13 protein-coding genes, 1 tRNA gene and 1 pseudogene are annotated in these 14,221 nt (G+C 60.9%); 7 read left to right on the top strand and 8 right to left on the bottom strand.

The genetic code is table 11. The annotated features are described in order from the left end of the window. Window positions 1–132 precede the first annotated feature (132 nt). From puuE to PNAP_RS01725, 7 genes are all read left to right on the top strand, one after another. Window positions 133–1,086 carry an allantoinase PuuE gene (puuE, locus tag PNAP_RS01755; protein ID WP_011799781.1) on the top strand — a complete coding sequence of 318 codons (954 nt, stop codon included), beginning with the start codon at window positions 133–135 and terminating at the stop codon, window positions 1,084–1,086. After that, window positions 1,083–2,861 (top strand): 2-oxo-4-hydroxy-4-carboxy-5-ureidoimidazoline decarboxylase, encoded by a 1,779-nt coding sequence (gene uraD / locus PNAP_RS01750; RefSeq protein ID WP_011799780.1) that lies wholly within the window; start codon window positions 1,083–1,085, stop codon window positions 2,859–2,861. Before puuE ends, uraD begins: the two co-directional genes overlap by 4 nt. Next, entirely contained in the window at window positions 2,858–4,090 is a 1,233-nt protein-coding gene (locus tag PNAP_RS01745) for a M20 family metallopeptidase (protein WP_011799779.1), read from the top strand. The genes uraD and PNAP_RS01745 overlap by 4 nt, the downstream gene beginning before the upstream one ends. A 104-nt stretch (window positions 4,091–4,194) precedes the next feature. Then, entirely contained in the window at window positions 4,195–6,324 is a 2,130-nt protein-coding gene (locus PNAP_RS01740) for an ATP-dependent helicase (protein WP_011799778.1), read from the top strand. A gap of 262 nt (window positions 6,325–6,586) precedes the next feature. Then, a complete protein-coding gene (locus tag PNAP_RS01735) occupies window positions 6,587–6,973 on the top strand; it encodes a hypothetical protein (protein ID WP_157040190.1) in 387 nt (128 codons plus the stop codon). Window positions 6,974–7,012: 39 nt separating this feature from the next. After that, window positions 7,013–8,200 carry a phospholipase A gene (locus tag PNAP_RS01730; RefSeq protein WP_041376902.1) on the top strand — a complete coding sequence of 396 codons (1,188 nt, stop codon included), beginning with the start codon at window positions 7,013–7,015 and terminating at the stop codon, window positions 8,198–8,200. Between the two features lie 225 nt (window positions 8,201–8,425). Further along, window positions 8,426–9,757 (top strand): cation:proton antiporter, encoded by a 1,332-nt coding sequence (locus PNAP_RS01725; protein WP_011799775.1) that lies wholly within the window; start codon window positions 8,426–8,428, stop codon window positions 9,755–9,757. Here PNAP_RS01725 and PNAP_RS28280 read toward each other — a convergent pair. From PNAP_RS28280 to rpmJ, 8 genes and pseudogenes are all read right to left on the bottom strand, one after another. Further along, window positions 9,749–10,703 (bottom strand): annotated as a pseudogene (locus tag PNAP_RS28280) (IS630 family transposase). The gene PNAP_RS01725 and the pseudogene PNAP_RS28280 sit on opposite strands and share 9 nt — an antisense overlap. 173 nt (window positions 10,704–10,876) lie before the next feature. Further along, window positions 10,877–10,953, bottom strand: a tRNA-Met gene (locus PNAP_RS01710). Window positions 10,954–10,971: 18 nt separating this feature from the next. After that, entirely contained in the window at window positions 10,972–11,373 is a 402-nt protein-coding gene (gene rplQ, locus PNAP_RS01705) for a 50S ribosomal protein L17 (RefSeq protein ID WP_011799774.1), read from the bottom strand. 83 nt (window positions 11,374–11,456) lie between these two features. After that, window positions 11,457–12,449, bottom strand: a complete 993-nt coding sequence (locus tag PNAP_RS01700; protein WP_011799773.1) for a DNA-directed RNA polymerase subunit alpha — start codon at window positions 12,447–12,449, stop codon at window positions 11,457–11,459. A gap of 95 nt (window positions 12,450–12,544) precedes the next feature. Beyond that, window positions 12,545–13,168 carry a 30S ribosomal protein S4 gene (gene rpsD, locus PNAP_RS01695; protein ID WP_011799772.1) on the bottom strand — a complete coding sequence of 208 codons (624 nt, stop codon included), beginning with the start codon at window positions 13,166–13,168 and terminating at the stop codon, window positions 12,545–12,547. A 130-nt stretch (window positions 13,169–13,298) separates the two neighbouring features. Beyond that, window positions 13,299–13,703 carry a 30S ribosomal protein S11 gene (gene rpsK / locus PNAP_RS01690; protein ID WP_011799771.1) on the bottom strand — a complete coding sequence of 135 codons (405 nt, stop codon included), beginning with the start codon at window positions 13,701–13,703 and terminating at the stop codon, window positions 13,299–13,301. A gap of 13 nt (window positions 13,704–13,716) precedes the next feature. After that, complete coding sequence (gene rpsM / locus PNAP_RS01685) at window positions 13,717–14,082, bottom strand: 30S ribosomal protein S13 (RefSeq protein ID WP_011799770.1); 366 nt, start codon at window positions 14,080–14,082, stop codon at window positions 13,717–13,719. Between the two features lie 25 nt (window positions 14,083–14,107). Further along, window positions 14,108–14,221, bottom strand: coding sequence for a 50S ribosomal protein L36 (gene rpmJ / locus PNAP_RS25430; protein WP_011481465.1), 114 nt, complete (start codon window positions 14,219–14,221; stop codon window positions 14,108–14,110).

Genomic DNA, 14,221 nt, shown 5'->3' with positions numbered 1-14,221 from the left:
GGTTTCTGCTTGCTGCTTCGTCAGGGCATTCCAGGCAGGCGGCTTGTGTTTTAGGATGCTACCGTATGCGTTCATCATGCATAAACCGTTCCCGTCAGTCCCTTCATGACTTTTTGAAAACCAGCGACGACCATGCCCTCCAACTACCCACGCGACCTGGCCGGCTACGGCCGCAACCCGCCCCATGCCAACTGGCCCGGCCGCGCCCGCATCGCGGTGCAGTTCGTTTTGAATTACGAGGAAGGCGGGGAAAATTCCGTGCTGCACGGCGACGCCGGCAGCGAGCAATTCCTGTCCGAGATGTTCAACCCGCCCGCCTTTCCCGACCGCCACCTGAGCATGGAGGGCATTTACGAATACGGCGCCCGCGCCGGCGTGTGGCGGCTGCTGCGCGAATTCGAAAAGCGCGGCCTGCCGCTGACGGTGTTCGGCGTTGGCATGGCGCTGGAACGCTGCCCGGACGTGGCGGCGGCATTCATGGAACTCGGCCATGAAATCGCCTGCCACGGCTGGCGCTGGATCAGCTACCAGAATGTGGACGAAGCCACCGAGCGCGAACACATGGCACGCGGCATGCAGGCCATCGAACGCCTGACCGGCGAGCGGCCGCTGGGCTGGTACACCGGCCGCGACAGCCCCAACACGCGCCGGCTGGTGGCCGATCATGGCGGCTTCGAGTACGACAGCGACTACTACGGCGACGACCTGCCGTTCTGGCTGCAGGTCGAGAAAACCGATGGTTCGCTGGCGCCGCAGCTGGTCGTTCCCTACACGCTGGACACCAACGACATGCGTTTTGCGCTGCCGCAGGGCTTTTCGCAGGGCGACGATTTCTTCACCTACCTGCGCGACAGCTTTGACGTGCTGTACGCCGAGGGCGAGGAGCGGCCGGCCATGCTGAGCATCGGCATGCACTGCCGCATCCTGGGCCGCCCCGGCCGCCTGCGCGCGCTGCAGCGTTTCCTCGACCATATCGAGCAGCACGACCGCGTCTGGGTGACCCGGCGCATCGACATCGCCCGCCACTGGAAACAGGTGCATCCCTTCAACCCCGAAACCTCCTTTGTCTGGCGCGCTTGCAAATGACCATCACCTTGGACCAGCTCAACGCCGCCTCGCAGGCCGAATTCACGCAGCTGCTGGACGGCAGCTATGAACATTCGCCGTGGATCGCGGCGCAGGCCTGGGCGCAGCGCCCGTTCGCCAGCCTGGCGCAGCTCAAGCTGGCGCTGGTGCGGGTCGTGCGCGAGTCCGGCCGGGAGGCGCAACTCGCGCTGATCCGCGCCCACCCTGAACTCGCCGGCAAGGCGATGCTGAGCAAAACCCTGACGGCGGAATCAAGCCATGAACAGGGCAAGGCCGGCCTGAGCAACTGCACGCCAGCGGAATTCGCACGGATTCACCAGCTCAATGCCAACTACAACGCAAAGTTCGGTTTTCCCTTCATCCTGGCGGTGCGCGGCCCGCGCGGCTTGGGGCTGGCCAAGCCAGAGATTATTGCCACCTTTGCGCGCCGGCTGGACAACCCTCCCGATTTCGAGCTGGCCGAGGCCTTGCGCAACATCCACCGCATTGCCGAAATCCGTCTCAATGACAAATTCGGCCACTCGCCCGACCTGGGCAATTTGGTCTGGGACTGGGCCGAGCAGCTCGGCACCCACAGCGATCCGGGCTATGCTGAGCGCGGCGAACTCACCGTGACCTACCTGACCGACGCGCACCAGGCCTGCGCCCGGCAGCTGGCACACTGGATGCGGGACGACTGCAGCTTCGACGAAGTGTCGATTGACGCCGTCGGCAATGTTGTCGGCATCTACCACGGCAGCGACCCGCAGGCCAGGCGCCTGTTGACCGGCTCGCACTACGACACGGTGCGCAACGGCGGCAAGTACGACGGACGGCTGGGGATTTTCGTGCCGATGGCCTGCGTTCGTGAACTGCAGCGCCAGGGCCGGCGCCTGCCGTTTGGCCTGGAAGTCGTCGGGTTCGCCGAAGAGGAAGGCCAGCGCTACAAGGCAACCTTCCTCGGCTCGGGCGCGCTGACCGGCCATTTCGATGCGGCCTGGCTGGACCAGAAAGACGCCGACGGCATCACGATGCGCGAAGCCATGACGCAGGCCGGCTTGCGCATCGACGACATCCCCGCGCTCCGGCGCGACCCGGCCCGCTACCTCGGCTTTGTCGAGGTGCATATCGAGCAGGGGCCGGTGCTCAACGCGCTGGACCTGCCGCTGGGCGTGGTCACCTCCATCAACGGCAGCGTGCGTTACGTCGGCGAGATCATCGGCATGGCCAGCCATGCCGGCACGACGCCGATGAACCAGCGCCGCGATGCGGCCACGGCGGCGGCGGAACTCGCGCTCTACGTCGAGAAGCGCGGCGGCAGTGCAGAGAACCTCGTGGCCACCGTCGGTATGCTCGAAGTGCCGGGCGGCTCGATCAACGTGGTGCCGGGGCGTTGCAAATTCAGCCTGGACATTCGCGCGACCACCGATGAAGTGCGCGACGCCTGCGCCGCCGACATCGTCCATGAGCTGCAAGCCCTTTGCCAGCGGCGCGGCCTGCATTACCGGCTCGAAGAAACCATGCGCGCCGCCGCCGCGCCCAGCGCGCGCGCTTGGCAGCAGCGCTGGGAGCGGGCCGTCGAAGCGCTCGGCCTGCCGGTGTTCCGCATGCCCAGCGGCGCCGGCCATGATGCGATGAAACTGCACGAAATCATGCCCCAGGCGATGCTGTTCGTTCGCGGCCTGAACGCCGGCATCAGCCACAACCCGCTCGAAGCCATCACCAACGACGACGCCGAGCTGTGCGTGCGCGCCTTCCAGAACCTGCTCGATCAACTTGCCACGGAATTTCCATGACCCTTGAGAACCACAACACCGCGCTTGACGCCTGGATCGACGCCCATTTCGACGAAGAAGTGCAATTTCTGCAGGCGCTGGTGCGCGTGCCCACCGACACGCCACCGGGCAACAATGCGCCGCACGCCGAGCGCACCGCCGAACTGCTCGAAAACTTCGGCTTCGAAGTGGAAAAATACCCGGTGCCCACGCAGGCAGTGAAAGATTACGGGCTCGAATCACTCACCAACCTGGTCGTTCGCCGCCAGTACGGCCCCGGCCCGGTCATTGCCCTGAATGCCCACGGCGACGTGGTGCCGCCCGGCGATGGCTGGACACACGACCCGTATGGCGCCGAGATCGTGGACGGCAAGCTCTATGGCCGGGCGTCGGCCGTGAGCAAAAGCGATTTCGCCAGCTACACCTTCGCCGTCCGCGCGCTTGAAGCGCTGGGTCTGCCGCTCCAGGGCGGCATCGAGTTGCTGTTCACCTATGACGAGGAATTCGGCGGCGAACTCGGCCCCGGCTGGCTGCTGAAAAACAGGCTCAGCCGGCCCGACCTCTTGATCGCCGCCGGCTTCAGCTACCAGGTCATCACCGCGCACAACGGCTGCCTGCAGATGGAAGTGACCGTGCACGGCAAGATGGCCCATGCCGCGATTCCCGACACCGGCATCGACGCGCTGCAGGGCGCGACCGCCATCCTCACGGCGCTGTATTTGCAAAACCAGCACTACCAATCCATCACCTCCAAAGTCGAAGGCATCACGCACCCCTACCTCAACGTCGGCCGCATCGAAGGCGGCACCAACACCAATGTGGTGCCCGGCAAGGTCACGCTCAGGCTGGACCGCCGCATGATCCCCGAGGAAAACCCCGCCGAGGTCGAAGCCGAAGTGCGCCGCGTGATTCTTGATGCCGCCGCGACCGTGCCCGGCATCACGGTCGAGATCAAACGCCTGCTGATGGCCGGAGCGTGGAAACCCGACAATCGCAATGCCGCGCTGGTGCAGGCGCTGCAAAAGCATGGCGAAGCGGTCTTCGGCGAGCCCATTCCCACATCAGGCACGCCGCTGTACACCGACGTGCGCCTGTTCGGCGCGGCCGGCATTCCGGCAGCCATTTACGGCGCCGGCCCGCGCACGGTGCTTGAAAGCAACGCCAAGCGCGCCGACGAGCACCTGGTCCTCGAAGACCTGCGCCGCGCGACCAAGGTGGTGGCGCGCACGCTGCTGGAGTTGCTGCAGTAAACAGGATCGGGCCAGCGACTGGCTATGATGGCCGCTGCTTTTGGCCTTTCTCTGGTCTTTATTTCGGCGCTGCCGTTGGCGCCATTTCAGATTCCCCCGCCCGCATGTCTTCACCTTCTCCCGCATCGCCCATCGCCCACGGCCTGAACCTGGCCCAGCAGGAAGCCGTCAACTACCTGCACGGCCCCTGCCTGGTGCTGGCCGGCGCCGGCTCGGGCAAGACACGCGTCATCACGCACAAAATCGGCCGGCTGATCCAGATGGGCATGAAGCCCGAGCAGATTGCCGCCATCACCTTCACCAACAAGGCCGCCGCCGAGATGCGCGAGCGCGCCAAAAGCCTGATCGGCAAGTCGGCCAAGGGCGTGCTGATCTGCACCTTTCATGCGCTGGGCGTGCGCATGCTGCGCCAGGACGGTGCGGCGCTGGGCCTGAAACCGCAGTTTTCCATCCTCGACAGCGACGATGTGACCAGCATTTTGAAGGATGCGGGCGGCAGCACCGACGTGGCCACGGCGCGCCAGTGGCAATGGACCATCAGCGCCTGGAAAAACCAGGGACTCAACGCCGCGCAGGCCGAGGCGCAGGCCAGCGGCGACGAGGAACGCCTGATTGCGCGCGTGATGGGCCACTACGAAGAGCGCCTCGCCGCCTACCAGAGCGTCGATTTCGACGACCTGATCGGCCTGCCGCTCAAGCTGCTCAAGGAGCATGAAGACGTGCGCAGCAAATGGCAGGCGTCGCTCGGCCATGTTCTGGTCGATGAATACCAGGACACCAACGCCACGCAGTACGAAGTGCTCAAACTGCTGGTCGGCGAGCGCGGCCGCTTCACGGCGGTCGGCGACGATGACCAGTCGATCTACGGCTGGCGCGGCGCGACGCTGGACAACCTGAAAAAGCTGCCGCAGGACTTTCCGACCCTGAAGGTGGTCAAACTGGAGCAGAACTACCGCTCGACCAGCGCCATCCTGCGCGCCGCCAACAACGTCATCGGCCCGAACCCCAAGCTGTTCCCGAAAACCCTGTTCAGCGAACTGGGCGAAGGTGAGCCGGTGCGGGTGGTCGATTGCGACAGCGAGGAGCACGAGGCCGAACGCGTGGTGGCCCGCATCCAGAGCCTGCGCGCCGAAGGCAGCCTGCTGCCAGAAGGCAGGCAGTACCGCGAATGGAAGGACTTTTGCGTGCTGTACCGGGCCAACCACATGGCCAAGCCGTTCGAAAAAGCCTTTCGCAAGGCCAATATTCCCTACAAGGTGTCGGGCGGCCAAAGCTTTTTCGACCGCGCCGAGATCAAGGACCTGTGCAGCTGGATGGTCCTGCTGGTCAACAACGACAACAACCAGGCCTTCATCCGCTCCATCAAGACGCCCAAGCGCGGCATTGGCCACACCACGCTGGGCGCGCTGAACACCTTTGCCGACACCTACAAGCTCAGCCTGTTCGAGTCGCTGTTCAGCAATTCGCTGGGCTCGGTGCTGCCGGCCAAGGCGGTCGGTTCGCTGCAGGAATTTGGCCGCTATTTGAACGACCTCGAATACCGCGCCAAGCGATGCGTGGGCGCGGAAGATGCACGCATTTTCCTGACCGACTGGCTCAAGGAAATCGACTACGAAAAGCACCTCTACGACGGCGAGGACAGCGAAAAGGTGGCTAGCGCGCGCTGGAGCAACGTGATGGATTTTTGCGACTGGATGTCCCAGCGCTGCGGCGGCCAGATTGACGACACCTCGGGCGCGACGATTGAAAAACCGACCAAGACCATGCTCGAAGTGGTGCAAACGATTGCCCTGCTGTCCACCATCAGCGAGCGCGAGGGCGACCAGAACGTCGTGACGCTCTCCACGCTGCACGCATCCAAGGGCCTGGAGTGGCCGCATGTGGTGCTTGCCGGTGTCAACGAAGGCCTGCTGCCCTTCAAGCTGGACGACGACGACGGCCAGAACACCGACAGCATCGCGCTGCGCCTGCAGGAAGAGCGCCGCCTGATGTATGTCGGCATCACTAGAGCCCAGCGCACGCTGGCCGTGGACTGGCTGCGCAAGCGCAAGAAAGGCCGCGACCTGATCGCCGGCGTGCCCAGCCGCTTCATCGCCGAAATGGCGCTGGACAAGGCGACCATCAAGGAAGACCCGCGCGAAAAGCTCAAGGCCCTGCGCGCCGAATTCGCCAAGAAATCCGCCGATGGGCTGGCCGCGGCGGCAGCGGCGAAAGCGGCTTACGAAGGCCGGTAAGCCAGGATTTTTGGGTCTCCTGCCCTTGTCAAACTGCAAGAATCTGCTTTCAGATACCATTGCCGGCCTGACATTGATGGCCTCGCTGGCACCGCAGACTCTTCTTTTCGACAGAACCGCCTTGCGCCGCGACCAAGGCCTTGACCGACCCATGAATTCCAAAATCCTCCGACTCGCTATTTTTTTAGTAGCATTCAGCGCCCTTGCAGCCTGCGCAAATGCCCAAAACAAGCCTGAATCAACATGCCCGCCGGCTCACGGCATGAAAGCCGAACAGCTGCATGGCCGCTGGGCCGTCCGCTTTACCGATCCGCCGCCTGGACTGCCCGAGCGGGCCACGATGCTTCTCAAGCGCCACGCCGAATTCTCGGAAAGCTTGGCCGGCACGGTCAGCCGCGAATTGGGCCGTGCTGCCGGCACGGCGGCCATCGCTGGACATTCAGCCCAGGCCGCGCTGGCCGGCGACCTTGATGAAGGCATGCTGCTGCTTGACGAATCGTCCGACAACATCAGCATCACCGGCACCTGGAACGGTGAAATGAAAGCTGGCTCGTGCGGCCAGGTGTACCAGGGCCGCTGGAAAGATACCAGCCGCAGCGCCGCGCCCGATGCGCCTGAGGTCTTTTTCACACTGACAAAACTGCCCTGATTGCAGTCCTGAACCCAACGAATGATGACTGCCCAACCCATGACTTTCAAACTCCTGCCCCTGAACAGCCTTTTGTTCATGGCCGGACTGCTGGCGGGCGGTTTGGCGCAAGCCCAAACCACTCCGGCTGCCAAACCTCCGGCCAACCGCCCTTCCAGCCTCGGCTGGCAGGTGTGCCAGGCCATCAAGGACAATGCCAGCGCACAGCTGACATGTTTTCAGCAATGGGCCGAATCACAGTTGCCGGCCAATACGCCGCCGGCATCCATGACCACTGCGCCGGCCAATCCGGCCACCGGGGAACCCGCGACGCAGATCCTGCTGCTGCCTTCTCTCAACACCGAGGCGCCTGACGGCAAGCCCATTGGCTGCCGCAACACCCAGTATTCAGAGCTGTCCAGGTTCTGGGAGCTGCAGCGCGGCACCGACTGCGACACCTTTGCCATTCGCGGCTATCGGCCCATTTCCCTGGCTTTCGTCATGTCGGGCGGCGTCAATCCGCCGCCGGTGATCGGGGCCGGGTCGCCACCGGATTACAGCCATGCCGAAACCAAGATCCAGCTGTCGGTACGCACCAAGATTGCCAAGGGTCTGCTCAAAAGCGGCGACTCCGACGAGGATGACCAGGATTCGCTCTGGTTTGGCTACAGCCAGCAAAGCTACTGGCAACTGTTCAACGGTGGCCTGTCGCGGCCGTTCCGCACCACCGACCATGAGCCGGAACTCGTCTATATTTACCCACACCAGATTGCGCTGCCCGGCGGCTGGAATTACCGGCTCTCGGGCGTGGGGCTGGTGCACCAGTCCAACGGCCAGTCAGAACCACTGTCCCGCAGCTGGAACCGCACCTATTTGATGGGCGCGGCGGAAAAAGTGTTGGGCCCGGAGTCCAGCCTGCGCCTGCAGGGCCGCATCTGGGACCGGATGCACGAATCGCCGGCCGATGACGACAACCCCGGGATTGAAAACTTCATCGGCCGCGCCGAACTCAATGCCACCTGGCAGATCAACAAAGCCAACACCCTGGGCGTGACGCTGCGGCACTCGCTGCACCGCGAAGCCAAGGGCTCGACCCGGATTGACTGGATGATGGCGCCGGCAGCCTCGCCCAACTACACCGGCCTGCGCTACCACGTCCAGTTGTTCAACGGCTATGGCGACAGCCTGCTGGACTACAACAAACGGCGCAATGTGCTGAGCGTGGGCCTGAGTCTGGTGGACTGGTAAATTCAAGGGTTTAACGGGATTAAATGCTATTTTTTTAATAGCATGCAATGCTTATTTCTATTGCGCTACAGGCCTATTTCATCAAAAATCACGGTTAACCCTGAATCCTGGTATCACCTTGGCCCGTGAGAATATGCGGCTGTTCAGCCATGGCTGATTCCCTTAAGCTGAAGGGATGATTGCACTAATTTTCCAGGCCTCCATCCTTGATCCCAGGGTTTTTCAATGATTGAGGGGAACGCATTCACGCTGGGTATCCTGATCATTGGCTTGTTGCTGATTATCATGACGATGGCCAGTTCCTTCCTCTCCCGTTTGCCACTGAGCGCCGCCATGCTTTATCTCGGGGTCGGCATCGCCATCGGTCCGCTGGGCCTGGGATTGCTCCAGATCGATGCCCTGGAAAACAAGGTGCTGCTGGAGCGGGTAACTGAAATTGCCGTATTGATTTCACTTTTCACCGCCGGTATGAAGCTCGAATTGCCGCTGCGCGACCGGCGCTGGCGAATCCCGGTGCAACTGGCCACTGTCTCCATGATCGTGACCGTGGGTCTGATTACGGCGCTGGGTTTCTATGGACTGGGCCTGTCGCTAGGGGCCGCAGTGCTGCTGGGGGCTATCTTGGCACCGACCGACCCGGTTCTCGCATCCGATGTGCAAGTGTCCAACCCCGGTGACCGCGACCGGCTGCGCTTTGGCCTGACCGGCGAAGGCGGGCTGAACGACGGCACGGCGTTTCCTTTTGTCATGCTGGGACTGGGCTTGCTGGGCGTGCATGAACTGGGCGAAGGCGGCTGGCGGTGGTGGATGGTTGATGTGCTGTGGGCCATCACAGCCGGCCTGGGCCTGGGCTACCTGCTGGGCACGCTGGTGGGCCGCGCCATCATCTATTTGCGTGTACGCCACCGGGAAGCCCTGAGGTCTGACGAATTCATCGCACTCGGCCTGATTGGACTGACCTATGGCGTCGCCCTGCTCTGCCACAGCTACGGTTTTTTGGCGGTCTTCGCCGCTGGACTGGCATTGCGGCGTATTGACGAGGGCAAATCAGCACGGCCTTCCGAGCAGGCTGAGATTCCGGAATCCGTATCCGGATTGAGCCCTGACGAGCAGGCTGCATCCGGTGCCGAAGCGCCAGCCAACATGATGAATGCAGTGCAGCGCTTTAACAGCCAGCTTGAAAGTTTTGTCGAGGTCGGGATTGTTCTGGCGGTCGGTGTGCTGCTGGCAACGGTTGAGTTTGAACGCGACGCACTGTGGTTCGTTCCTGTGCTGTTTGTGCTGGTTCGCCCGCTGGCGGTTTACATGGGCCTGCTCGGCACCCGAGTCAAGGGCTCGCAGCGGAATTTGATAAGCTGGTTTGGGATACGCGGCATCGGTTCGCTGTATTACCTGCTTTATGCCATCAACCATGGCATTCAGCCGGTGCTGGCCGACCGTCTGCTGTCGATGGCGCTATCCGTAGTGGTTGCATCAGTCATTGCGCATGGTATTTCAGTCACGCCACTGATGACGCATTATGAGGCGCGCAAGACCGCTAGAGCGGCTTCACCCTGACCCGCAATAGCCACAGTGGCGAACGTAGCGCTCGCACTCGGCGCTGCCAAACCGGTCGAGCAATTGGCCAATGGCGCTCCACAAGGCATCGACGGTTCTGGCCTGGGTCTTTCGCAGCATCGCCTTGAGCTTGGCAAAGACCTGCTCGATGGGGTTGAAGTCCGGGCTGTAGGGCGGCAGGTACTTCACCGTCGCCCCGGCTTGCTCGATGGCCGCCTGGATGCCGGCGACTTTATGGGCGCTGAGGTTGTCCATTACCACGATGTCGCTGGGCCGCAGTTCGGGCACGAGAAACTGCTCGACCCAGGCGCGAAAGGCAGGCCCGTTGAGGGGGCCGTCAAGTACCAGGGGCGCCCGAAGCCCCTGGGTGCTCAGCGCGCAGACAAACGTGGTGGTGCGCCAGTGGCCGGCGGGCGCAAAGCCCCGGCAGCGCTGGCCCCGCGGCGAGCGGCCCCGCGTCGGGGCCATGCCCGTGGTTGCCCAGGTCTCATCGAGGAAGATCAGCCGAGCGGCCGGCAGGCTTGGTTGTCTGGCGCTCCAGTCCTGGCGGGCCTGGGCGACGTCGGGCCGCGTTTGCTCGGCCGCGTGCAGGGTGATTTTTTTTTAGCGTCAGCCCGAACCGCCTCAGGGTCTTGAACATCGTGGTGGTGCCTACCTCGATGCCGTGCTCGGCACGCACCCACTGACGCAGCTCGCGCAGCGTCTGCGCCGGCGCTCTGGCGACCTGCTCGCGCAGCGCGCCCTCCAGCGCGGCCAGGCGCAGCGGCATGTGGTTATGCTGCGCGCCCGGGCCCGTCTGGCCGAGCCGCTCGCGGCGTGCCCGCGCCCGGCAGACATAGGCCTGGCTCACGCCAAAGCGCTCGGCGACCTCGCGCAGCACGCCTGGCGCGGCCAGCACCCGGTCGCGCAAATCCTGTGCATAGGCTTGTCCATTTCGCCACGACATGATCGATGACCTCCAAATCAGCCTTTGATCGACCTGGCCGTTCTCAGTTCCTTTGCTGGTTACAACGAAACCGCTCTAAAAAGAAACAGCGTACTGATTTGGCGTAATAGCAGACAGACAGCAAAAAGCCTACATAAAGTAGGCTTTTTGTACTGATTTTAACAACCAGATGTTGGTTGCGCGGGCAAGATTTGAACTTACGACCTTTGGGTTATGAGCCCAACGAGCTACCAGGCTGCTCCACCGCGCGGTATTTGATTATTATAGCTTACTTTGCAGCTGCTGCGTCATCTTTAATTTCTTCCGAAACATCAGGACGATCAACCAGTTCAACCAAAGCCATAGGCGCATTGTCGCCAACACGGAAACCCATCTTCAGGATACGGGTGTAGCCGCCTGGACGGGTCTGGTAGCGTGGGCCGAGTTCAGCAAACAGCTTGACAACCATGTCGCGGTCGCGAAGACGGTCGAATGCCAGGCGCTTGTTGGCCAGGGTTGGCGTTTTTGCCAGGGTAATCATGGGCTCAACCACGCGGCGCAGCTCTTTGGCTTTTGGCAGCGTGGTCTTGATGGCTTCGTGCTGGAGCAACGAATTCATCATGTTGCGCAACATGGCGAGGCGGTGCTCGCTGGTGCGGTTTAATTTACGTAGTCCGTGTCCGTGTCGCATAGTGCTTCCTTTATGTAATATCGAAACAGCCGTATCAGGTACTGCCCGTGCACTTTCTCATCGAAAGACGAGAGTTTTAAATATCAGCGCTTGTCAAGGCCGGCAGGAGGCCAGCTTTCAAGACGCATTCCCAGTGTCAGGCCGCGAGAGGCCAATACTTCCTTGATCTCGTTGAGAGATTTCCGTCCCAGATTGGGAGTCTTGAGCAGCTCATTTTCGGTGCGCTGGATCAGATCGCCAATGTAGTAAATATTTTCTGCTTTCAAGCAGTTTGCCGAACGCACCGTGAGTTCGAGTTCATCGACTGGGCGCAGCAGAATGGGATCGAATTGCTGCGAACTGCGAGGCGCCGGATCATTGATGATTGCGCCCAATTCATTGCCTTCCAACTGGGCAAATACAGCCAGTTGTTCAACAAGTATCTTGGCTGATGCACGAACCGCGTCTTCTGCAGTTACTGCGCCATTGGTTTCAATTTCCAGAACCAGTTTATCCAGATCCGTACGCTGCTCAACGCGGGCACTTTCAACGGTGTAGCTGACGCGCTTGACCGGAGAAAAAGAAGCATCGAGCACAATGCGGCCAATCGACTTTGGCGACTCGTCACCATAACGGCGGACGTTACCCGGCACATAGCCGCGACCATTCTCGACCTTGATCTGCATGTCAATCTTGCCGCCGTGCGACAAGTTCATGATCACATGGTCAGGGTTGACAATTTCAACATCATGAGGCGTCTGGATATCAGCCGCAGTGATCGGACCTTCGCCATCCTTGCGGAGGCTCAAAGTCACTTCATCGCGGTTGTGTAGTTTGAAGACTACACCCTTGAGGTTTAACAGGATGTTGACAACATCTTCCTGGACACCGTCAATGGAAGAGTACTCATGCAAAACACCGGCGATAGTCACTTCAGTTGCAGCATGGCCCACCATGGATGACAGCAGTACACGACGCAGCGCGTTGCCCAGCGTATGGCCGTAACCACGCTCAAAAGGCTCGAGAGTCACCTTGGCGCGGTTTGCGCCAAGCTGCTCAACATTGATAGTTTTTGGTTTTAACAAATTAGTCTGCATGCAGTCTTCCTCTCAATACCCTCGGCTCATTACACCGATAAGGCTGGCGAAGCACACCTGGCGGCACGGCAAGCGTGCCCGCCAGGAACAAAAAATTAACGTGAGTACAACTCGACGATCAACGATTCGTTGATGTCGGCAGCAAATTCGTCACGATCAGGCACTTTCTTGAAGGTACCTTCACCCTTGTCAGCATTGACATCCACCCAGGCAGGAAGGCCAACCTGCTTGGCAAGTTCGAGCGCTTCAGCAATGCGCGTCTGCTTTTTAGACTTGTCGCGAACGGCAATCACATCACCGGCCTTGACCATGTAAGATGGAATATTGACCGACTGGCCGTTGACGGTCATTGCCTTGTGGGAAACCAACTGGCGCGCTTCAGCGCGTGTCGATCCAAAACCCATCCGGTAAACCACATTGTCCAGACGCGATTCCAGCACCGACAGCAAATTGGCGCCAGTGTTGCCACGGCGGCGATCAGCTTCTTCGAAGTAGCGGCGGAACTGCTTTTCAAGAACGCCATACATGCGCTTGACTTTCTGCTTTTCACGCAGTTGCAGACCGTAGTCGGAAGTGCGCGTACCGGAGGTACGGCCATGCTGACCTGGCTTGGAGTCGAATTTTGCCTTGTCGCTGATCGAGCGACGGGCGCTTTTCAGGAAAAGATCGGTGCCTTCACGGCGTGATAGTTTGGCCTTGGGGCCGAGGTAACGTGCCACTTGAATATCCTTTTGTCATCTGCTGCAATTTCTGCAGGAGCCTTCGGCGTGAACCTGATGGCGGTGGGCTTGGTGAAAATGCTGGCGCCCGACCGCCTGCTGAGCAAGCGGCCGGGCGAAACAGCACGATTTAAATGCGGCGACGCTTTTGTGGGCGGCAGCCGTTGTGCGGAACCGGTGTTACGTCAGCAATCGAATTAATCCGAATGCCAAGCGCGCCCAGCGCACGAACAGAAGATTCACGTCCAGGACCAGGTCCCTTGATTTCGACATCAAGGTTCTTGATGCCTTGTTCGATGGCGGCGCGGCCGGCGACTTCTGAAGCAACCTGTGCGGCAAAAGGCGTCGATTTGCGCGAACCCTTGAAACCTTGACCACCAGATGACGCCCATGACAAGGCATTGCCCTGGCGATCGGTGATCGTGATGATGGTATTGTTGAAAGAAGCGTGGACGTGGGCAATGCCGTCGGCCACGTTCTTGCGAACTTTCTTGCGAACGCGCTGTGCGGCGCTGTTATTGGGTGATTTTGCCATGACGACCTCTCAATTATTTCTTCAAAGACGCAGCGGCCTTACGCGGACCCTTGCGGGTACGGGCGTTCGTCCGGGTGCGTTGGCCACGCATGGGCAAGCCACGACGATGGCGGAAGCCACGGTAGCAGCCGATGTCCATCAGGCGTTTGATGTTCATCGTGGTTTCACGACGCAAATCGCCTTCGATGGTGAACTGAGCGATGTGGTCCCGGATTTTTTCCAGGTCACTGTCGGTCAGATCTTTGATTTTCTTGGCATAGTCGATTTCACAGGCTTCGCAAATTTTGCGAGCGCGTGTGCGACCAATGCCAAAAATTGCAGTCAAGCCGATTTCGGCGTGCTTCTGCGGCGGAATGTTGATACCAGCGATACGTGCCATGTGCGTCCTCTAAATCTCTTAAAAATCAGCCTTGGCGCTGTTTGTGACGTGGATCTGTGCAGATCACGCGGACAACGCCCTTGCGACGGATGATTTTGCAGTTGCGGCAAATTTTCTTGACCGAAGCTGAAACTCTCAT

This window comes from Polaromonas naphthalenivorans CJ2, assembly GCF_000015505.1.
In the GTDB taxonomy this organism is placed as follows: Bacteria; Pseudomonadota; Gammaproteobacteria; order Burkholderiales; family Burkholderiaceae_C; genus Polaromonas; species Polaromonas naphthalenivorans.
This window is presented reverse-complemented; position numbering and strand designations above follow the sequence as displayed.

Excerpts from the sequence above, each read along its gene's own strand:
- puuE (WP_011799781.1), top strand. The coding sequence starts at position 133 with ATGCCCTCCAACTACCCACGCGACCTGGCCGGCTACGGCCGCAACCCG.
- uraD (WP_011799780.1), top strand. The coding sequence starts at position 1,083 with ATGACCATCACCTTGGACCAGCTCAACGCCGCCTCGCAGGCCGAATTC.
- PNAP_RS01745 (WP_011799779.1), top strand. The coding sequence starts at position 2,858 with ATGACCCTTGAGAACCACAACACCGCGCTTGACGCCTGGATCGACGCC.
- PNAP_RS01740 (WP_011799778.1), top strand. The coding sequence starts at position 4,195 with ATGTCTTCACCTTCTCCCGCATCGCCCATCGCCCACGGCCTGAACCTG.
- PNAP_RS01735 (WP_157040190.1), top strand. The coding sequence starts at position 6,587 with ATGAAAGCCGAACAGCTGCATGGCCGCTGGGCCGTCCGCTTTACCGAT.
- PNAP_RS01730 (WP_041376902.1), top strand. The coding sequence starts at position 7,013 with ATGACTTTCAAACTCCTGCCCCTGAACAGCCTTTTGTTCATGGCCGGA.
- PNAP_RS01725 (WP_011799775.1), top strand. The coding sequence starts at position 8,426 with ATGATTGAGGGGAACGCATTCACGCTGGGTATCCTGATCATTGGCTTG.
- rplQ (WP_011799774.1), bottom strand. The coding sequence starts at position 11,373 with ATGCGACACGGACACGGACTACGTAAATTAAACCGCACCAGCGAGCAC.
- PNAP_RS01700 (WP_011799773.1), bottom strand. The coding sequence starts at position 12,449 with ATGCAGACTAATTTGTTAAAACCAAAAACTATCAATGTTGAGCAGCTT.
- rpsK (WP_011799771.1), bottom strand. The coding sequence starts at position 13,703 with ATGGCAAAATCACCCAATAACAGCGCCGCACAGCGCGTTCGCAAGAAA.
- rpsM (WP_011799770.1), bottom strand. The coding sequence starts at position 14,082 with ATGGCACGTATCGCTGGTATCAACATTCCGCCGCAGAAGCACGCCGAA.
- rpmJ (WP_011481465.1), bottom strand. The coding sequence starts at position 14,221 with ATGAGAGTTTCAGCTTCGGTCAAGAAAATTTGCCGCAACTGCAAAATC.